The organism is Saccharothrix hoggarensis (assembly GCF_052936025.1).
In genome coordinates this window covers 187,411-205,742 of sequence record NZ_CP193624.1, presented here as the reverse complement: position 1 = coordinate 205,742, position 18,332 = coordinate 187,411, and the positions used below count along the sequence as shown (strand labels likewise).

The 18,332-nt window shown below is 70.8% G+C and carries 16 protein-coding genes and 2 tRNA genes; 3 read left to right on the top strand and 15 right to left on the bottom strand.

From position 1 onward, the window contains the following. Positions 1-312 precede the first annotated feature (312 nt). From ACRAKH_RS01055 to ACRAKH_RS01040, 4 genes are all read right to left on the bottom strand, one after another. Positions 313-843 (bottom strand): class IV adenylate cyclase, encoded by a 531-nt coding sequence (locus ACRAKH_RS01055; protein WP_380725391.1) that lies wholly within the window; start codon positions 841-843, stop codon positions 313-315. Between the two features lie 40 nt (positions 844-883). Next, positions 884-1,969 (bottom strand): radical SAM protein, encoded by a 1,086-nt coding sequence (locus ACRAKH_RS01050; protein ID WP_380725389.1) that lies wholly within the window; start codon positions 1,967-1,969, stop codon positions 884-886. A 286-nt stretch (positions 1,970-2,255) separates the two neighbouring features. Then, positions 2,256-2,480, bottom strand: a complete 225-nt coding sequence (locus ACRAKH_RS01045; RefSeq protein ID WP_380725385.1) for a hypothetical protein — start codon at positions 2,478-2,480, stop codon at positions 2,256-2,258. A 158-nt stretch (positions 2,481-2,638) separates the two neighbouring features. Next, on the bottom strand, positions 2,639-3,391 hold the full coding sequence (locus ACRAKH_RS01040; RefSeq protein ID WP_380725383.1) for a TauD/TfdA family dioxygenase: 753 nt from the start codon (positions 3,389-3,391) through the stop codon (positions 2,639-2,641). A 161-nt stretch (positions 3,392-3,552) separates the two neighbouring features. On the opposite strand from ACRAKH_RS01040, the gene ACRAKH_RS01035 reads away from it, so the two are divergent. Both ACRAKH_RS01035 and ACRAKH_RS01030 read left to right on the top strand, forming a co-directional pair. Next, positions 3,553-3,975: an NUDIX hydrolase gene (locus ACRAKH_RS01035; protein WP_380725381.1), complete on the top strand. Its 423-nt coding sequence runs from the start codon at positions 3,553-3,555 to the stop codon at positions 3,973-3,975. A gap of 42 nt (positions 3,976-4,017) precedes the next feature. Next, positions 4,018-5,253, top strand: coding sequence for a helix-turn-helix transcriptional regulator (locus ACRAKH_RS01030; protein WP_380725379.1), 1,236 nt, complete (start codon positions 4,018-4,020; stop codon positions 5,251-5,253). A 721-nt stretch (positions 5,254-5,974) separates the two neighbouring features. On the opposite strand, the gene ACRAKH_RS01025 is transcribed toward ACRAKH_RS01030, so the two are convergent. The 7 genes from ACRAKH_RS01025 to ACRAKH_RS00995 all read right to left on the bottom strand — a co-directional run bounded on the left by ACRAKH_RS01025 (position 5,975) and on the right by ACRAKH_RS00995 (position 12,301). Then, positions 5,975-6,050, bottom strand: a tRNA-Arg gene (locus ACRAKH_RS01025). A gap of 39 nt (positions 6,051-6,089) precedes the next feature. Then, positions 6,090-6,179 (bottom strand) — tRNA-Ser (locus tag ACRAKH_RS01020). A 128-nt stretch (positions 6,180-6,307) separates the two neighbouring features. Beyond that, entirely contained in the window at positions 6,308-8,305 is a 1,998-nt protein-coding gene (locus ACRAKH_RS01015; protein WP_380725377.1) for an acetoacetate--CoA ligase, read from the bottom strand. Positions 8,306-8,364: 59 nt separating this feature from the next. Next, positions 8,365-9,129: an ESX secretion-associated protein EspG gene (locus ACRAKH_RS01010; RefSeq protein ID WP_380725375.1), complete on the bottom strand. Its 765-nt coding sequence runs from the start codon at positions 9,127-9,129 to the stop codon at positions 8,365-8,367. Beyond that, positions 9,126-10,550 (bottom strand): PPE domain-containing protein, encoded by a 1,425-nt coding sequence (locus ACRAKH_RS01005; protein ID WP_447009568.1) that lies wholly within the window; start codon positions 10,548-10,550, stop codon positions 9,126-9,128. The genes ACRAKH_RS01010 and ACRAKH_RS01005 overlap by 4 nt, the downstream gene beginning before the upstream one ends. Further along, on the bottom strand, positions 10,550-11,008 hold the full coding sequence (locus ACRAKH_RS01000; protein WP_447009567.1) for a hypothetical protein: 459 nt from the start codon (positions 11,006-11,008) through the stop codon (positions 10,550-10,552). Before ACRAKH_RS01000 ends, ACRAKH_RS01005 begins: the two co-directional genes overlap by 1 nt. Positions 11,009-11,623: 615 nt before the next feature. Further along, positions 11,624-12,301, bottom strand: a complete 678-nt coding sequence (locus tag ACRAKH_RS00995; protein ID WP_380726594.1) for a dienelactone hydrolase family protein — start codon at positions 12,299-12,301, stop codon at positions 11,624-11,626. A gap of 121 nt (positions 12,302-12,422) precedes the next feature. Between ACRAKH_RS00995 and hisC the strand changes: the two genes are divergently transcribed. Further along, positions 12,423-13,490: a histidinol-phosphate transaminase gene (gene hisC / locus ACRAKH_RS00990; protein ID WP_380726593.1), complete on the top strand. Its 1,068-nt coding sequence runs from the start codon at positions 12,423-12,425 to the stop codon at positions 13,488-13,490. 51 nt (positions 13,491-13,541) lie between these two features. On the opposite strand, the gene ACRAKH_RS00985 is transcribed toward hisC, so the two are convergent. From ACRAKH_RS00985 to ACRAKH_RS00970, 4 genes are all read right to left on the bottom strand, one after another. Continuing rightward, on the bottom strand, positions 13,542-14,291 hold the full coding sequence (locus ACRAKH_RS00985) for a sulfite exporter TauE/SafE family protein (protein ID WP_380726591.1): 750 nt from the start codon (positions 14,289-14,291) through the stop codon (positions 13,542-13,544). 95 nt (positions 14,292-14,386) lie between these two features. Continuing rightward, positions 14,387-14,764: a hypothetical protein gene (locus ACRAKH_RS00980; RefSeq protein ID WP_380726589.1), complete on the bottom strand. Its 378-nt coding sequence runs from the start codon at positions 14,762-14,764 to the stop codon at positions 14,387-14,389. A 214-nt stretch (positions 14,765-14,978) separates the two neighbouring features. Continuing rightward, a complete protein-coding gene (ypfJ, locus tag ACRAKH_RS00975; RefSeq protein WP_380726587.1) occupies positions 14,979-15,881 on the bottom strand; it encodes a KPN_02809 family neutral zinc metallopeptidase in 903 nt (300 codons plus the stop codon). Between the two features lie 605 nt (positions 15,882-16,486). Further along, positions 16,487-18,214 (bottom strand): bifunctional metallophosphatase/5'-nucleotidase, encoded by a 1,728-nt coding sequence (locus tag ACRAKH_RS00970; RefSeq protein WP_380726585.1) that lies wholly within the window; start codon positions 18,212-18,214, stop codon positions 16,487-16,489. Positions 18,215-18,332: the final 118 nt, after the last annotated feature.

The following is an 18,332-nucleotide window of genomic DNA, read 5'->3' as shown; positions in this document are numbered from 1 at the left end:
CATTCCGGTGGCCTCCCACCGGGGGCCGGTCTGCGACGAGCGGGCCGGCTCCCGGACTTCCGGCGGCGAGCCGTGAAGTGCGCGGGCTACCGCGCTAACCACAACGCTCGTGCGCGCTCGGCAGGATTCGAACCTGCAACCTTCTGATCCGTAGTTCCGTCCCGATCATGTTGGTTGCTGCCGAGCACTATCGGCCTGGTCTGGCCTGTGCAGGTCAGACCAGGTTCGCTGCCTGTCGGTGACGATCTCTACCGCGTGATCATTGCGCGTCCGGGCTCACTTCGGGCACACACCGAGCGCACCCGTTGACACCTAGAAGCGCAGGTCAGGGATGGTGTTCAGGTCGATGCCGTACAGCGCGTAGACCTTGATGGTGTTCTCCCCGGTCAGCTCCTCCTCGGCGTAGCCGAGCAGTGCGGCGACCCGAACGACCTCGTCCTTCGATCCAGCCTCGATCTCGACGTAAGGCGGGATGCGCGGCCACGTGTCGATCTCGACCTGTGCGCCGTCGAGGACGAAGCTCGTGCGCTTGGTCTCCTGGTACGACTTCGCGGTGAACCCGAGCACCCCGAGCAGGGCGTTGGTCGCGTCGAAGTCGCTCACGGTCACTTCGGTCTCGTGGGTGCCGTCAATGGCGTCGCTGGTGATCTGCTTGACGGTCAGCGTCACCTCGTCCCCGGTGTGGCGCAACCTGATCCACTTTGACTGGTCGCCGGGCGTGATGTCGTAGACGTAGCGACGCATGAACCGCTCGCCGAGCTTTTGCCCGCCCTTGTCGAGGATGAGCTGTTCCATCTCGGCGGGAACGACGTCGAGGATCTTCGCTTCGTGCTCGATCGGCACTCGCGGCCGTCCTTCCTGGTTGATCGGTGCTGGTCCGACGCTATGCCGCCGCGTGGTGGCGGGTGAGTCGGTCGTACTCGACCTCACGCAGGGCCAGCACTTCTGCCGGCACCGGCCCGGTGAGGAAGTCGTCAAGGGGCATGGTCAGGTCCATCCGTTGGATGCAGACACCGACCTGGTACCGGCCGTCGCGGTCGTAGTAGAGCCGCACGCCGTAGAAGCCTTCTTGGCAGTCGGTGTCGTTGTTGAACCGGCATCCGGCGCACGTCTCGGGCAGCCGGACGCGGCGGATCTGCTTGAAGGACACCCGTCGTCCGTCGGCGAGGCGGTAGGCGGTGCGTGCCCCGGAGACGCCTGCGGTGATGTAGTGCGCCTCGGCGACCGCCTCGCGTTCAGCCAGGATGCGCTCGATGGCCTCGACGGAGGCCGGGCCGTGGTCCAGCGAGTTGAGCAGTCGGACCGACAGGTGCGAAGAGTATTCATCGAGCATGCGGTGCACGCGCGGCGCGTGGCTGTAGTCGAGCACCACGATGTTCGCGCCGGCCTTGACCCCGTGCGCCTCACAGACGGCGATCGAGCGTTTCAGGGCGTCGATCTTGCGCTGCGCACGCTCGGGATTGCGGTTACGGGCGTGCTGAGTCTCGGCAAGTTCGTCGGCCGTCGTGCCGAAGATCGAGAAGTTCACCCGGTCGAGCCCAGCGGCGGCGCAGTCGGGAAGCACCTCCGCGCCGTGCTCTCCGTTCGACGTCATCCCGACCCGCAAGCCCGCCTCGGTGGCGATCTTCGTCAGCCGGGCGATGGCGGGGTGCAGGGTGGGTTCACCGCCGGTCAGGTGGACCTCGGTCAGGCGTAGCACATCGCATAACGCGACCAGTGCGCGCCCGAAATGCTCGTTCGCGGGCATCGGGGCAGGGAGGAAGTTCGCGCCGTTGGTGGCGGCGTAGATCGACATGCGCCCGCTCGGACCGGCGATCGTGAAGTCGCCAACGGGACGACGGCGGTTGTCCACCGCAACGGGTGTGCCCTCGTTGTGGCAGAACGTGCACGTCAGACCGCAGGCGTCGATCACCTTCGCGCGAGCGGTCTTGTCTTGCTCGATGTGAACGGGCAGATCCGTGGGGATCATGGAGAGTGCTAGCCCTTCTGGTGGGTGGTGTCCGAGGACGCGGCGGGAGAGCTGTCCGGGTCGGGACGGACGGCCCTCCCACCACGTCGGGTACCGCGGCGGCCGGGCGGCCGGGCGTCGGAGAGATTTCGTCCGGTGCTGCCGAAGCGGTCAGGTGGTCTTGTCGCGGAACCGGACGTCATCGGTGCGGGCTCGGCGACGGCCCTCGATCTCGCCATAGCTGATGGCCGGCACGATCAACGCCAACGTCACGGCGATCAGTTGCCAGCCGCAGACGCACATCTGGTCACGCCCAGCGCGCCGCGGAGCGGTCGCTGAGGTCCGGCCGGGTCATGGCGCCCACAGCGCGGGAGCGGACGACGATCAGGCGAGGGGCGAACCGCTGGGTCGGCACGGGCAGGCTCAACAGCCCTTCCACCACGTCGGACAACGAACCGGCACGCTCCCACACGATGCCGGGCGGCTCGTCGCCGTCCGCGCGCAACGCCATCGCGTCGGTGCTGCTGCGCACGCGGATGGCGTCGTGCCAGCCGTCCTGCCACAGCCGGAACCGTCAACCTCGGTGGGGATGCCGTCAACGACACGTCGGTGCACGAACTGCCATCCCGCGTCCCGGATCGCAACCGGTCCCGCCAAGGCGGGGAAACCCGCGCACCGCTGCCGCGTCGCTCATACCGCAGCGCTCCGCACGCGGGCGGGAATGCCGGTCCGGATGCCGAGGTGAGGAAGCGGGTTCGCGTTGACGCGGTGCACGACGCGGTGTCCGTTGAATGCTCGCCGACCGTGCAGCCATCGGTGGTTGTCGAGGATGTAGCCCTGTCCGGCGCTCAGGTCCAGCTCGGCCACGTGCTGGTCGATCGCCGCTCGCAGCGTCGGCAACCACCGGCGCACCTCGGGCGAGAACTGCACGAGGTCGTCCTGGCGCAGCCTGATGGTGACCCGTCCGCCTTCGTACTCGGTGAAGATCGCGCCGAGATGCCCGGACGCACCGCCGAACAGCACTGACCGGGGCGTGCACAGCGCCGCCAGCGCGTCAGGTGCGGTGTCGGCGAGCGTGTCGTACACGGCTTGCCCGTCAATCAGCACGCACTGACCGCCGCTGGTCGCGGGCTGCGAGCAACCCAGGACCAGCAAGGCGGGCGGGTTGGCGACGCCGGAGCGGTCGGTGTGCGGCGCTAGCGCACACGAGCTGAACCCGGCGAACGCGCCGTTCCGGTCGGAACCGAGGTCGACCAGCGTCGTAACGCCGTCCGACGCGCTGTCCCGGTGCGGGACCACCGTTGCGAAGGAGCGAGTCACACGCCGCAGGTGTGTCGAGTCGGCGAGTCCTTCGACCAGAGCCAAGCCGTGATGCGTCAGCGCGCTCACCACGGCCGCCTGATCATCGGCCGCGACCCAACCGCGCTCGAACGGAGCATCCATCGTCTCTACCTCCCGAAACACCGGTTTCGCGAGATCATGGGAACGTGATCCGACCTGATACGTCCAGTGACAAGCTGTCAACACAGCGTGGCCTGCTGTCGGGTGACCGGGTGCTACGTTGCCGATGAGTGATCGCGCACGCCTTCCGGAGGTCAACGCCGATGAGCCAGGCCGTCTACCCCGTCTCGATCAAGGGCGTGGTGGTGCGTGACGACCGGGTGTTGCTGCTGAAGAACGAGCGCGAGGAGTGGGAGCTACCCGGCGGCCGGATCGAACCCGGCGAGACGCCCGAGGAGTGCGTGGCGCGCGAGATCGCCGAGGAAACGCAGTGGCAGGTGACCACCGGCCCGATCCTCGACACGTGGATGTACTACATCGACGTGGCGGAGAAGAACGTGTTCATCGTGACCTACGGCTGCTACCCGGACGGCCACGCCGAACCCGTGCTTTCCCACGAGCACAAGGAGATCGGCCTGTTCACCGAGTCGGAGGTGCGCGGGCTGAACATGCCGGACGGGTACAAGCGTTCGATCGCGAGTTGGTTCGCACGTCTGCGCGAGTCCGACCCGGAACTGATCCGGTAGTCGCTCATGACGGGCGGACGATGCGAGGCTTGCGGAGCCGAGTTGAGCAGGCTCGCGGTCGAACCTGTCTGTCCGACGTGCCACGCGAGCGCACGTCACGCACCGCCGATCATGCCTGTTCGCCCGCTGACACCGGCAGTGTGGCTGTGGTCGGCTCCCGAGGCGGCAGCGGCGTTGAGGACTCGCGACCTGGCGACGATCCTTCGCGTCTACCGCCGGGTGAACGGCTTCAACCAGGAACGGCTCGCCGCGCTGCTCGGCTACGACAAGACCTACGTGTCGATGATCGAGACCGGTCGGCGCACCATCAGCGACGTCACCACCCGACGCCACATCGCTCGCGTACTCGGCCTGCCGATGCACGTGCTCGGCGTGACGGACAACGACGATGCCGACTTCGCCGCGATGATCCAGTTCGGTGACTCGACCATCCGACTCGCCGAGATCGCCCGCCAGTCCGGGCGCGCGGTCGACGCGGTCAACGAGTTGTGGCCGCTCGTCGCCAGGTTGGAGGCACGCGCCGCCGAGGGCCGTGCCGAGCGGGACACGATGATCCTGCTCGGGCAGGGCCGGGCGGCGCTGGGCGTCTCGCTGGGAACCGTTCTGCCCGAGGAGCGGTTGGCCGCCGCGGCGCGCTGGACCGGCAAGGCGCTCGTCGTCGCCGAGCGGCTGGGCGATCCTGTGTTCCTCGCGCACGCGCTTCGGATGCACGGCAACGAGCTGCGCAAGGCGGACCACGTCGGCGCGGCGGTTGTTCGATTGAGTCGAGCTGTTGCCGTGTCCGATGATCGGGAAGGACGGGGCGCAGCGTTCGCCCTGCTCGCACGCGCGGCAGGCGAACAGGGCAACGCGGACCTCTTCGACCGGGCGATCACCGGTTACCGCGACCTGCTCGACGCGGAAGCGGGGCGCGGGATGCTGTTCAACCGGTTCACGTCCCGGGAGATCGAACTCCGCGGCCTGATCTCGACCGGCCGCGCCGCCGAGGCCGTGCGCGCGTTGCAGACCGACGTCAGCGGCCCACCTGTCGCGCCGCAATGGCACATCATCGAGCGGGTGACCGCCGGGCAAGTGCTGCTCGCTGCGCAGCATCGAGACGGCGCGACGGAGGCGTTCCGATCGGCGTTGACCGCTGCCGAGGTCCACCGGTTGCCACACCAGGTGCAACGGACGATCCGAGCAGCCGACGACGCTGGTCTTGCCGAGATCAGTGCGGACGGTCGCGCAGCTCTTCAACGGTTGACCGATCAGCTCGCGCCGTCGTCGGCGAGGCGGTAGCCCGGAATCGTCCGAGCTTCGTACACAACGCGAGCTGCTATGACGTACCGGTCGGGCGGACGGCAGTCGGGGGGCATCCTCCACCCTGGTCAGGACGGCTCGCGTGCGCGCGGGGAGGCTGCCGACCGGTCGCGACGGCGCTCGTTCGGATCATCATTCGGTTCAGCTCTCGTGACGTGATTCGAATGATCCGATGTGATCACAATGGCGTTCCACAAGTCGATCGTCCAGAGCGAGCCCCTGTCCGAAGCCCTACCGGGTCACGGTGAAGGTCTTGAGGGCGCACCGCGCGCAGCGTGCCTCGGAGCGACTGACGGCAGGGCCAGCGTGGGTGGAGTCCGGGCGGGTGTTCACGCAGAGGAACGGCGAGCAGCTTCGTCCGTCGTGGGTCACCGACCGGTTCGCCGTGCTGGCTGGTCTCCCACCCGATCCGGCTGCACGACCTCCGCCACGGAGCGGCGACTCTCGCCCTGCGGCTGGCGTCGAAATGAAGACGGTTCAGGAGATGCTGGGCCGCAGCTCGATCACTGTGACGAGTGACACCTATTCGACGGTGCTCCCCGAAGTCGCCCGGAACGCCGCAGAGGCGATCGCCGGTCTGGTGACCCGTCGGACCGGAACCGATGGGCACATCGGGCACACAACGGCCGTCGCACAGCGGAACGGTCATGAAGTAAGCAGCGAGAAAAGAACAAACCCGCTGGTGAGAGCGGGTTTGAGGTGGCGCGCTCGGCAGGATTCGAACCTGCAACCTTCTGATCCGTAGTCAGATGCTCTATCCGTTGAGCTACGAGCGCATCGTTCTTCAGTTGTCACCCAGCCAAAGCCGGGTGTTGCGGAGGCTCCGGGATTTGAACCCGGGATGGGCGGTAAACCCAAACCGCATTAGCAGTGCGGCGCCATAGACCAGACTAGGCGAAGCCTCCCGGAGCCCTCGGCTACGACGCATAGATTACACATGCCACCGGCACCCAAGCAAAACGCCCCCCTCCTTGTCACGTCTGCCCTGGTCAGGCTAGGTGCGGACGGGTGGAGGGGGACGTTCTGGCGCAGGTCAGGGGGTGGCGGGGTGAGGTAGGTCTCGTGCCAAGTCGAGGAATGGGCGCAGCGCGTCGGGGTTGCGCAGCGCGTCCTGGCTGACGGCGCGCTCGGGCGGCGTGCCGGCCAGGATCTTCTTCACCGGCACCTCGCACTTCTTGCCGTTCAACGTCCTCGGGATCTCGTCCACGGCCACGAACCTGTTCGGCACGTGGCGCGGCGACAGGTTCGTGCGCAGTTCCGACCTCAGGGCCGGTTCGACGGTCTCCAGCGTGACACCGGGGTCGAGGACCAGGAAGCACAGGAGTTCGCCGTCGGTCCTCCCGGCGCCGGAGGTGTCGATGACGAGCGAGTCGGCGACGCCGGGCTGCCCTTCGACGACGCGGTAGAACTCGCTGGTGCCCATGCGGACGCCGCCGCGGTTCAGGGTCGAGTCGCTGCGGCCGTAGATGACCGCCGAACCACGTCGGGTGATCTTGATCCAGTCGCCGTGCCGCCAGACGCCCTCGAAGGTCGCGAAGTACGCGTCGTGCAGCTTGGAGCCGTCCTCGTCGCCCCAGAAGAACACCGGCATCGACGGCATGGGCTTCGTGATCACGAGTTCGCCCACCTCCTCGACCACGGGCGCGCCGGCCTCGCTGTACGCCTCGACGGCGGCGCCCAGGGCGCGGCACGACAGCTCGCCCAGCCACACCGGCAGATCAGGGGCCGCGGCGACGAACGCGGTGCACATGTCGGTGCCTCCGGAGACGGAGGCGATCTGGATGTCGGGGCCGACGGCGGACGCGATCCAGCGGAAGCCCTCGGGGGTCAGGGGCGCGCCGGTGGAGCCGACGACGCGGAGCCCGGTGAGGTCGTAGCGCTCGGCCGGGTGGAGGTCTTCCTTCAGGCACGACTGGATGTACGGCGCGGACGTGCCGAAGTACGTCACGCGGTGCTGTTCGGCCAGGTGCCAGAGGACGCCGAGGTCGGGGTGGGCGGGGCTGCCGTCGAACAGCACGACCGTCGACCCGACGAGGAGGCCGGAGACGAGGAAGTTCCACATCATCCAGCCGGTGGTGGTGAACCAGAAGAACCGGTCGCCGGGGCCGAGGTCGCTGTGCAGGCCGAGCATCTTGAGGTGCTCCACGACGATGCCGCCGTGCCCCTGGACGATGCCCTTCGGCAGGCCGGTCGTCCCGGACGAGTACAGGACCCACAGCGGGTGGTCGAACGGCACCGGTTCGAACGCCAGGTCCGCGCCGTCGTGGGACGCCAGCAGGGAGTCCCAGGTGACGGTTCCGGGCAGCGGGGTCCCGCCGACGTAGTCGATCATCACGGTGGCGCGCAGGGACGGGATCTCCGCCCGCAGCTTCTCCACGGTGGGCCGCACGTCGAACGCCCGGCCGTTGTACCGGTACCCGTCGACGGTCACGAGCACGGTCGGCTCGATCTGGGTGAACCGGTCGGCGATCGCCCGCGCGCCGAAGTCCGGGGAGCACGACGACCAGGTCGCGCCGAGCGACGCCGCCGCGAGGAACGCGATCAGCGCCTCCGGCGAGTTCGGCACGAGCGCCACCACCCGGTCGCCGGGACGGACGCCGAGCTCGACGAACCCGGCGCGCACGGCGGCCACCCGGCGCCGCAGCTCGCCGTACGTGAGTTGCGACGCCAGCCCGTCCTCGCGGTGGAAGATCACCGCGAGGGCGTCGTCCGGGCCCCTGAGCGCGTGCTCCGCGTAGTTCAGGGTGGCTCCGGGGAACCAGGACGCCCCCGGCATCACGGGGGCCTCCAGCACGCGGGTGGGCGGGCTGTGGAACACCACCTCGAAGAACTCGGCGATCGCGCCCCAGAAACCCTCCAGGTCGGAGGTGCTCCACTCCCACAGCGACGGGTAGTCGGGGAGGTCGAGGCCCTTGGACGTGGCCAGCCAGGAGCGGAACGCGGCCATCCGGCTGTCCGCGACCCGGTCGGGGTCCGGGCGCCACAGGAGTTCCGCCTCGCCGGCGGCGGTGCCGGCACGCATCTCGGTCATACCTGAAGTTCCTAGCCGATCGGACGGCCGGGAACCACAGTCACCACCCACACACCGGGTCAGTTCCGGCCGGCGCCCGCCACCAGTCCGTCGACGGCGGAGATCAGCCGCGACGCGTCCGCGGGCGCGACGACGAGCCACCCGTCGTCCCGGCGGACCAGGTAGCGGCCCTCGGCGGTGTCCAGCCACGACACGACCGCGCCGGTGGGGTGCAGGTACCCGGCGCGGTTGCGGGCGATCACGCCGACCTGGCCGCCGCCGCTGCGCGTGGTCACGGCGCGCATCAGCGTGTTGGCCTCCGGTTCCCGCAGGCCCGCGCCCCGCAGCACGTCGAGGAAGCCCTCCGTGCCGTCGTTCTCCCCCGCCTTGCCGGCGGCCAGGTAGTCGTCCCACCGCACGTTCACCGACCGGCCGCCGCCGGGTGGCGCGGGCGGCAGCGTGTTGACGGTGGTGGCGGCGAGCGCGGTCGGCCGGAAGCCGGTGACCTGCACCTGGTTGCCGAGCCGGCCCGCGAACGCGCCGTGCCACGCGGCGGTGGCCAGGCCGCGGGCCTGTGCGCCGCGCAGGGTGAAGAAGACCTCCAGGCCGATCTCGAACTCCGCGAGGCCGCGCAGCAGCCCGTACAGCTCCTCGTCCGGCCGCTGCACGGTGCCGAGGCCGCGGGACGCGAGGTCGCGGGACGCGGTCTCGACGAGCCGGTCGCGCTCGGCCCGGGTGTGCCCGAAGTGCCGGGCGCCGAGCGGCACGGGGTGGGCGTCGCGGTGGACGGCCTGCCAGAGCAGGAAGAACTCCAGTTCGCTGAGCCGGAAGACGCGTTCGGTCACAGCCCGATCACCGGTGGTGCGGCCTTGCGGTCGACGCCGAAGACGTTGTCGTCGTCCTCCAGGTACCCGGGACGGTTGCGGTCCCGTTCGCCCGCGCCGCCGGCGACGGGAGGCGGTGCGGCCATCGGCGCGGCGCCGATCATGCCGGACTGCGGCGTCACGGACTTCGGCGCCTGGAACGTGCTGGTCACGCTGCCGGGCGCGGGGCCGGAGCCGCCGCGTTCCGAGCCGAGCGCGCCCGTCGCGCCCCCCGGGCCGGTGAGCGGGCCCGCGCCGCCGCCACCGGCGCCGGTCAGGCCGACCGGGGTGGGCAGGACGCCGCGCCCGCTGAAGCCGCCCCGGCCGCCGCCGGAACCACCGCGCGCGGGCGGTCCACCCGGACGCTGGTTGTGGGGCTGGTTCGGGTTGTTGCCCACGACGACCGGGTTGTTGCCGCCGGTGCCCGCACCGGTGCCCGCACCGCCGCCACCACCGCCGTCACCCACCGGCGGGGTCGGCGTGACCACGGGCGGAGGGGGCGGCGCCACCGGGTTGCTCGGCGGGCTGAACGACGGCACGGTCCGGTCGACCGCGTACGAGTTCTGCTGGAACATCGCCATGACCTCGGCGGCCTGGCGGTGCGTCGCGTCCGCGGTGACGACCGAGTCGATCGCGGGCGCGCCGATGGTGTCGATGCCGGTGAACGCGTTGGGCGCCTTCGCGACCGGCGGGCTCGCGACCAGGCCGTCGTCCGGCGTCAGGGTCCGGTAGTCGTGGCCTTCCGCGGCGAGGTCACGCGACAGCTGCGCCCGCGGCATGTAGGCGACGGGCGGCGTGGCCGAGGTCAGCGGCGGTTCGCCGGCCGGCGTGACGACGGGCGGCGCGGGCGCGGGCGGCGGCATCATCTCGCGCGCCGTCTGCACGTGCTCGATCTCGGTGGCGATGCACTTGGCCACGTTGTCGGCGTGCTCGCTGGTGTTCAGCGCCCACTTCTCCACCGACACCAGGGCCTCGCGGGCGCGCTCGGCCGACTCGCCCTCCCACGCCAGCGTGGACTGGCCGATCGCCTTGGCCAGCAGCTCCTGCACCTCGGTGAGGGCCTTGCCGACGCTCGCCCAGTCGGCCTGCGCGCTGCCGGCGGCCTTGAGGTCGACGCCGGTGTTGATCATCTCCCACAGCTGCTGGTGGGAGTACGTCATCCAGTCGACCTTCTGGCCGAGGTCGGTCGGCTTGTCGTGCCCGTGCCCGTGCCCGTTGCCGTGGCCGTTGCCGTGGCCGTTGCCGTGGCCACCGCCGTGCCCTTGGCCGCCGCCTTGGCCTTGGCCGCCGCCGTAGTGCCGGTCACCGTGGTTCTGGCCACCGTGGTGGCCGCCGCCGTTGTGGCCGCCGCCGTGGTTCTGGCCGCCGCCGTTGTGGCCGCCGCCGTAGTTGTTGCCGCCCATCAGCCCTTCGCCTCCCCCGCGGATCCGAAGGCGTCCGCCGCATCGTCATCGGCCCGCGCCAGGTTCCGCGCGGCCTCGCGGATCGTTTCCTCGACCTCGAAGAGCACCTGCATGAAGTCGCCGATCACGTTGACCGCCGACTCCTCGTTGCCCACCGCGACCTCGCGCAGCCGGCGGCTGATCGCGTCGCTCACCCAGTTGTTGCCGAACTTGAGCTCGACGTCGAGGTTGTTCACCGCCCGGCTGTGGACGTTGTCGACCACGTCACGGGCCTTGGACACCAGCTTCAGCAGGTCGTCGACGGCCTGCTTGTCCAGGTCGAGCTGGACGGAACCCTTGTCCACCGCGCCGAGGGCGGTCGTGGCTTTGTCCAGGTCGGTCTGCGCGGCCTTGGCGAAGCCGTCCGGGACCGGTGACGGCGTCGCGGCCGCCGGTTCCGCGGTGGCGGCGGCGGGCAACGTGACCGTGGCGCCCGGGTCGCCCGCCGGCGCGGCAGGAGCCGCCGGAGCAGCGGGTGCGACAGGCGCGCCGCTTCCGGCGGGTGCGCTCGGTTCGGTGGGTGCGGCCGGCGCGGCAGGTGCGACCGGTCCGGCAGGCCCGACCGGTGCCGCAGGCTCAACCGGCGCGGGCGACGCGGCAGGTGCAGTCGGCCCCGCAGGCCCAGCGGGCGACGCGGCAGGCGCGGTCGGCCCGGCGTGGGGCGGAGGCGCGACGGGCGGCGCGGGCGGCACCGGCGGCGCGGGTGGCGGCACCGGGGGCACCGGGGGCACGGGCGGCACCGACAGGGACGGGACGGCGGCGCCGGGGTACGCGGGGTACGCCGGGTCGGTCGACGGCACACCGCCGCCCACGACGGGTTGCGCCGCCGCGGACGGCGTGAAGCCGGGCGGGATCCGCACCGTCTCCGAACCCGCGAATGGGACCGTGTACCCGTCGCTCATCACATACCCCCTGCACTGCGATTCGCCGCAGGCCCACCGCGCGTTAGCCGACGTCGACCGAATCAGGCTCTCCGGACGCCCTCCTTAGATGTACCCGGTGGCCGGTTCGGTTCCAAGCCGCCGACCAGAGGCTTAGCGAAGATGTGAGTCGAACCAGTTCAACGCCCGCTGCCAGGCTTCCGCGCTCGCCTCGGGCGTGGTGTCGAACCGGTGGCTCGTGCGGGCGAACCGGACCACGTCGGTCGCCACGGGTGCGGCCGCCGCCGCGTCGCGCAGCTTCTCCACGTCGCTGAACGGGATCTCGGCGTCGTCGTCGCCGTACAGGCCGAGCCACGGGCAGGTCAGCTCCTCCGCCACCTCCACCAGCGACGGCAGCCCGTCGGCCAGCGGGTCGAGGATGCCGCCACCGCCGACGGTGACCGCAGCGCCGATGGTTCGGCTTGCCGCAACCACCATCGCGACCGATCCGCCCAGGTCGAACCCCATGACGCCCATGCGGTCCTGGCTCACGCCCTGCTGGCCCAGCCAGACGAACGCGACGTCGGTGTCGGCCAGCACGGCGTCGCCGGACAGCCCGCTCACCATGGCCGGGGCCTCGTCGCCGGACACCTCGTCGTACAGGTGCGGCGCGACCGCGAGCCACCCCTCGGCCGCGAGCGAGCCCACCAGACCGCGCACGGTGTCGGTCACGCCACGCGCCTCGTGCAGCACGACCAGGCCGCCGCGGACGGCGTTCTCCGGCTCGGCGACGGTGAGCCTCAGCTCCCGGCCGTCGGTGAGGGAGAGCGTCTCGGTGCGGGTAGGTGTCATGGCCCAACCCTTCCACGTGGGGGTGAACGGGAGTCAACGTGAGCATCGGTACGGCAGGTATGCCCCATCCGGCCCTTTCACGGGCTAACGTCCAGCTCAGAACCCCGAAGGGAGCCCTTGGATGACCGTGCGAACCCGCGCCGACCTCGTCGCTTTGCCCGGATACGTGCCCGGCAGGACCATCCCCGGCGCGATCAAGCTGGCCAGCAACGAGGTGTCGGCCGGACCGCTGCCCAGCGTGGTGCGGGCGATCGCGGACGCGGCCACCGCCGTGAACCGCTACCCGGACACCGCCGCCACCCAACTGGTGGCGCGGCTCGGCGAGAAACTGGGCGTGCCCGCCGAGCAGCTGGCCGTCGGCTGCGGCTCGGTGACGTTGTGCCAGCAGTTGGTGCAGGCCACCTGCACCGACGCCGACGAGGTGGTGTTCGCGTGGCGCTCGTTCGAGGCGTACCCGATCATCACCGCGGTCGTCGGCGCGCGGCAGGCACGGGTGCCGCTGACCGGGGGTCACGCGCTGGACCTCGACGCGATGGCCGCCGCGATCACCCCGAACACCCGGCTGGTGTTCGTGTGCAACCCGAACAACCCGACCGGGACGGCGCTCACCCGCGCCGAGATCGAGCGGTTCATCGAGCGGGTGCCGTCGGACGTGCTCGTGGTGATCGACGAGGCGTACAAGGAGTTCGTGGACGACCCCGACGTGCCGGACGGCGTCGAGCTGGCGAAGGCGCAGTGGGCGGCGGGCCGCGACAACGTGGCCGTCCTGCGCACGTTCTCGAAGGCGTACGGGCTGGCCGGGCTGCGCGTCGGGTACGCGGTGGCCTCGCCCGCCGTGGCCGAGACGCTGCGCAAGGTCTACGTGCCGTTCAGCGTGAACGCGCTGGCGCAGGTGGCGGCGCTGGCGTCGCTGGACGCCGAGGCGGAGCTGATGGAGCGGTGCCGGGCGATCGTGGCCGAGCGGGCACGGGTGCGCGAGGAGCTGCTCGCGGCCGGGTTCGAGGTGCCGGTGTCGCAGGCGAACTTCGTGTGGCTGCCGCTGGGTGAGCGGACGGCCGCGTTCAACGAGCACTGCCTGTCGCACAAGGTGGTGGTGCGGGCGTTCGTCGGCGACGGCGCGCGCGTCACGATCGGCGAGCCCGAGGAGAACGACGCGTTCCTGGCCGCCGCCAAGTCCTTCAGCGGGTAGGGCGGCCCGGCCCGGAGCCGCAGAGCTTCAGGGGCTCAACAGGTCAACGGCTCAGCGGGTCAGCATCTGGACGATGGCCACGACTCCCACCAGCACGATCACCGCGCGCAGCACGGCGGGTGGGAGTCGGCGGCCGATCTTCGCGCCGAGCTGGCCGCCGACGACCGAGCCGACCGCCAGCAGCAGCACGGCGAGCCAGGCCACGTCGGCGATGAAGATGAACAGCACGCCCGCGACCAGGTTCACGAACGCCGTCAGCACGTTCTTCAAGGCGTTCATGCGCTGGATGTGCTCGCTCATCAGCACGCCCATGAGGCCCATCACCAGTACGCCCTGGGCCGCGCCGAAGTAGCCGCCGTAGATGCCCGCGAGGAACACGCCGATCCACAGCGACAGCCCGCCGTGCTCGTGCCGCTCCCGTTCGGCGAGCTTGCGGTTCAGCCACGGCTGGGCGACGACGAGCACGAGCGCGATGGCGATCAGCACCGGGACGATCGCGGAGAACGCGTCCTCCGGCAGCACCACCAGCAGGATCGCGCCGACCACGGCGCCGAGCACGGACGCGGGCAGCAGCCGCTTGACCCGGCTCGCCTGGCCCGTCAGCTCGCGGCGGTAGCCCCACGCGCCGCTGAGCGAGCCGGGCACGAGGCCGAGGCTGTTGGAGACGTTCGCCACGACCGGCGGGTAGCCCACGGCGAGCAGCACCGGGAACGTCACCAGGGTGCCGGAGCCCACGACGGTGTTGATCCCACCGGCGAACACACCGGCCAGGACGACGACGATCGCCTCCAGCGTCGTCACGGCCACCCCCTGGTCTCGCAGTTGGTTAGCGACGCTAACACTCTGCCGGGCGGGACGCGGTGTGGTCCGCGCGACACCGCGCCCCGCCCCGCGGGTCAGCGCGCCGGGGCGTGCTCGAACTCGCGCAACGAGTACCGGTCGGACAACCCGGTGCCCGTGACCAGCGTGCCCAGGTCGCCGTCCACGACGTAGCTGCCGTGGGGCGTGCGGGTGATCGTGGTCGGCTCGTCGTCGGCCCACGGCGCGGCGCGGTGCGCGGTGCGGGCGGTGCGCCAGCCGTCGGCCGACCGCAGCACGCTGACGGCGGCCTCGCCGGGCGCGCCGAGGGCGTTGGTGACGACGGCGAGCGTGCCGTCCGGGCGCAGGTCCATGCCGTCGCCGCCGACCAGGGGCCGATCGAGGGCGACTTCGGAGATCCGGCCGTCACGGGCGACCTTGAGCAGCGCGCCGGTGTCGTAGCGGACGGCGAGCACGAACCCGGCGGGGTGCCAGACGATCCCGTTCAGGCCGATGGTGTCGCTTGACGGACCAGGCCTGACGCGGGGGTCGCGTCAGGCCTGGTCGTCGCGTGTCACCTGAGGGCTGCGCGAGCCGGTGCTGCCGGGTGTCAGCCGAGGTTGTCGGGCGTCAGCCGAGGTTGTCGGGTGTCAGCCGAGGTTGTCGGGCGTCAGCCGAGGTTGTCGGGTGTCAGCCGAGGTTGTCGGTGTCGAACGTGTTGCAGCGCGCCGGGTCGCCGGTGTCGAAGCCCGTCGTGTACCACTTCTGGCGCTGCGCCGACGTGCCGTGCGTGAACTGGGTCGTGTCGATGTGGCCGCCGCCCAGCTCGCCCTGGATGAAGTCGTCGCCGATCCGCGCCGCCGCGTCGAGCGCCGCGTTCACGTCGTCCTGCGTCACGCCGGTGATCAGCGGCTGGCCGGACGCCGTCGGCACGCTCTGCGCGTGGTTGGCCCAGGCGCCCGCGTAGCAGTCGGCCTGCAGCTCCAGCCGCACCGAGTCCGACTTCGGGCCCGACCGCGAGCTGACCCGGTCCGACGTGCCCAGCAGGTTCTGCACGTGGTGCCCGTACTCGTGGGCCAGGATGTACGCCTCGACGAACGGCCCGCCGGTCGCGCCGAACTTCTGCTGCATCTCCTGGAAGAACCCGAGGTCGATGTAGACCTGGCCGTCCGCCGGGCAGTAGAACGGCCCGACCGCGGACGTCGCGTTGCCGCACCGGGTCTGCACGCCGCCGGAGAAGAAGTTCGTCTGCGCCGGCTGGTAGGTGCGCCCGGAGCGGGCGAACTGGTCGGTCCAGTAGGCCTGGATCGAGTTGATGAACGCCACCGCCCGGCAGTCGGACTCGCGGTTCGCGTCCGCGCCGGTCCGGCACTTCTCCTTGATCGCCTCAGACCCGACCTGCTGGTCCTGGCCGACGTCGCTGAACCCGGAGCCGGACGGGAGCTGCCCGGTGCCGCCGAGCTGCGACAGGACGAAGTACAGGATCAGGCCGACGATGCCCAACCCGCCACCACCCAGGGCGACTCGACCTCCGACGCCACGCTGGTCGGTGACCTGTGACGTGTCGAGCTCCGCGTTCTCGTTGAACTGCACCGCGCGTCCTCCAACCAGGGCCCACACAGAAAGCCGGACAAAGACAAGCCCCGGGTGCGGGACCCGACGTCGGGGCACCGCACCCGGGATTTCCCATGTGGAGGCGACGAAAACGTTCGTGACGAGGTGGCGTGGACCGCGGTCGGTGCCGACGGTGGAGACGACACCTCAGACTCCCGAGGTCAACAGCGTCAAGCGCGACGATGGCACCGTTGGCGCCGTGCGCTCGAAACCTCGTCGGAACCGCTCGCGTTCACGACCGGGCCGGTCTCCTGACCGCTCCGCCCGCGGGGTTGCGGTTCGACGAACGCGGATCGTCACCGCGAGGACTTACCTGCACCGCACCACCTACCCCTTCCGGGCGTGCCGCCGGCGGGTCAGCTCGGGTTCCGCCGGTGGCAGGTCCTGCTTCGAGCATGCGCCTGATCGGCGCGATGCACAACCGGAGCAGAAGTCCCTGAACTGGTGAAATGCGATTCATCCGGCTCGGTGGCCCCGTCACCCGGGAAGGTGACGTGACGTGAGCGGATGCCGCGCGGGCGCGGTGGGCGGGCCGGGAGAGCCCGCCCACCTCGCCCGTCACGGGGTGAGCCTCGCGGACTGCCTCACGGGGTGGTGGCGATGCGCCCGAGCGCCGGCGGGACCGTGTTCGGGTTCGCGGCCAGGTAGGCGGTGAAGCCGTCCAGGTCGATGCCGCCACCGGTGATGTCGGTGCCGCCGGTGAAGACGCTGAAGCCGTCACCGCCGCCCTGCAGGAAGCTGTTGATCGTGACGCGGTAGCTCGCGGCCGGGTCCAGCGGCGCGCCGTTCAGGACGACGTCCGACACCTTCGAGCCGATCGGCGCGGACGCCGACCACTTGTAGGACAGGCCCTTCGACGGCTGCAGGATGATCTGCCGCTGCGCGCCGTTGACGATCTGCCACTGCTGCTCCAGCGCCGCCTTGATCTGCGCGCCGGTCAGGGTCACCGTCTGGAGGATGTTGCCGAACGGCTGCACGGTGAACGCCTCGCCGTAGGTCACCACGCCGTCGCCCTCGCCCGCCGGGGAGGAGGCGTAGGCCAGGTCGGCGCGCACGCCGCCGGGGTTCATCAGCGCGAGGACCGCGCCGTTGTCCTCGGTGGCGGCGAGCTGCGAGTCGGCGATGAGGTAGCCGAGCGGCGACTCGCCCGCCGGGTTCTGCGCCCGCACGATGTCCTGCGCGATCGTGCCGATCTTGCGGTTCGCGATCGGGCCCGACTTCGACTTCGCCAGGTCGATGATCGACTGCACCTCGGGGTCCGGCGCGACGTCGCGCGTCACCACGTGGTTGCGGGCCACGGTGGCGGACCGGACCACGTCACGCGTGCGGCGGTCGATCTTGAGGTCGACGACGGACAGCTCCCGGCCGAACGCCAGGCCCTCGATGAACGGGCGCGGGTTGCCCGCCGGGTCGGTGACCGTGCAGTTGTAGTGCTGGTGGCTGTGGCCGGAGAACACCGCGTCGATCTTCGGGCTGACCTGCTCGGCGATCCGGCGGCCGGGGCCGCCCGCGACGGTGCGGCACTCGTCCGGGCCGCCGCCCGCGGTGTTGTCGCCCTGGTGGATCAGCAGGACGATCGACTTCACGCCCAGCCAGTTCAGCATGTCCGCGTACCGGTTGGCGGCCGCGACCTCGTCGCCGAACTGGAGCTCCTTGATCCCGTTCGGGTCGACCAGGATCGGCACGTCCTTCAGCGGCATGCCGATGAAGCCGATCGGCATGCCGTCGCGGAACTCCACCCAGAACGGCGGCAGCGCGGGCCGGCCGTTCGCGGCGAGCGTCACGTTGGCGCCGAGGATCGGGAAGTCCGCGCCCTCGTACGTCTCGCGGAACTGGCAGCCGTCCGTCGGGTGGCAGCCGCCGCGCTGCATCCGCAGCAGCTCCTGGTAGCCCTCGTCGAACTCGTGGTTGCCCGCCGCCGTCGTGTCCATGCCGACGTGGTTCAGGACCTCGATCGTCGGCTCGTCGTGGAACAGCGCGGAGACGATCGGCGACGCGCCGATCAGGTCGCCCTGGCCGACGATGACCGAGTTCTTCACCTGGGCCTGGAGGTTCCTGATGTGCGTGGCGTTGAACGCCGCGCCGCCCGCCTCGACCTGGGTGCCGTCGGACAGCGTGACGCGGCCCGAGGAACCGGACGGCGGCTCGATGTTGCCGTGCAGGTCGTTGATGCCGATCAGGCGGACGTCGAGCGTGCGGGCCGGCTTGTCGTCGGCGGAGGCGGGGTTCTGCACGAGCGTGACCGCCAGCGCTGCCGCCGCGGTCACCGCGAGCGCGGCGGAGCGCTGCGCGGTGCGTCTGAACGAGGTCATGGGGTGGGTTCCTCCCTGCGGCGCCCCCGGTAGGAGGGACGCGGTACGGCGCAGGAGTTTGCCTTCCGGATGCGACCGGCACCAGACATGCACGTGGATCGTCCGTTAACGGAGATGT

What these genes read in the sequence shown, in the direction of transcription:
- ACRAKH_RS01050 (WP_380725389.1), bottom strand. Translation starts at nt 1,969, where the DNA reads ATGATCCCCACGGATCTGCCCGTTCACATCGAGCAAGACAAGACCGCT.
- ACRAKH_RS01040 (WP_380725383.1), bottom strand. Translation starts at nt 3,391, where the DNA reads ATGGATGCTCCGTTCGAGCGCGGTTGGGTCGCGGCCGATGATCAGGCG.
- ACRAKH_RS01035 (WP_380725381.1), top strand. Translation starts at nt 3,553, where the DNA reads ATGAGCCAGGCCGTCTACCCCGTCTCGATCAAGGGCGTGGTGGTGCGT.
- ACRAKH_RS01015 (WP_380725377.1), bottom strand. Translation starts at nt 8,305, where the DNA reads ATGACCGAGATGCGTGCCGGCACCGCCGCCGGCGAGGCGGAACTCCTG.
- ACRAKH_RS01005 (WP_447009568.1), bottom strand. Translation starts at nt 10,550, where the DNA reads ATGGGCGGCAACAACTACGGCGGCGGCCACAACGGCGGCGGCCAGAAC.
- ACRAKH_RS00995 (WP_380726594.1), bottom strand. Translation starts at nt 12,301, where the DNA reads ATGACACCTACCCGCACCGAGACGCTCTCCCTCACCGACGGCCGGGAG.
- hisC (WP_380726593.1), top strand. Translation starts at nt 12,423, where the DNA reads ATGACCGTGCGAACCCGCGCCGACCTCGTCGCTTTGCCCGGATACGTG.
- ACRAKH_RS00970 (WP_380726585.1), bottom strand. Translation starts at nt 18,214, where the DNA reads ATGACCTCGTTCAGACGCACCGCGCAGCGCTCCGCCGCGCTCGCGGTG.